Annotated in this window: 1 protein-coding gene; it reads right to left on the reverse strand. The window is 48.3% G+C overall.

Features of this window, described 5'->3' with window-relative positions; genetic code table 11:
* The coding region (locus AC1QQ2_RS15040; RefSeq protein ID WP_479713755.1) for a hypothetical protein at positions 1-225 on the reverse strand (225 nt) is incomplete at its 3' end.
* Between the last annotated feature and the right edge of the window lie 319 nt (positions 226-544).

The following is a 544-nucleotide window of genomic DNA, read 5'->3' on the forward strand; positions in this document are numbered from 1 at the left end:
CTCATCAGTCGAAAACGTGAATGATAGTTCCCGCGGTTCTTCGCGCGATGGCCCAGTAGCTGTACTAACAGTCCACGTTGTGGTCCCATCCTTGTTATTTTCAGAGGAATCAAAGGTCATGGTGTACTTCTTGACCGCAGAAACGATCGCGATGCGAGCTGCACACAACATGATTGTCGCCACCACAAACCACAGGCGGGCTGGTGCTCCCCATGCGCGGCTCATCTGCGGCCCACGATGGAAGACCACAAAAGTGAACGCGCGTTTACCCCAGAGCAACAATTTGGATACCTTTCAAAAGAACTGAAGTTTGGATAAGCTTTCAAAAGAACTAAAGAACAGAAAACAAATACCTTCTATGTATAAAAAACCGTTGAGAATGTGACGGAACAGACAAATTTGAATGCCCGGGTGAGTGCTCTGCTACTGCTCAAGTAGTCCAGTCCAGTCCACAAACAGACAGACAAACAGACAGACAGACAAACAAACAGACAAAATGGCTATAGAGATAGACCCCCCTCTGTATACGCGCACATGCCCCCCC

This window comes from Aestuarium sp., assembly GCF_023253315.1.
Classification (GTDB): Bacteria; Pseudomonadota; Alphaproteobacteria; order Rhodobacterales; family Rhodobacteraceae; genus Marivivens; species Marivivens donghaensis.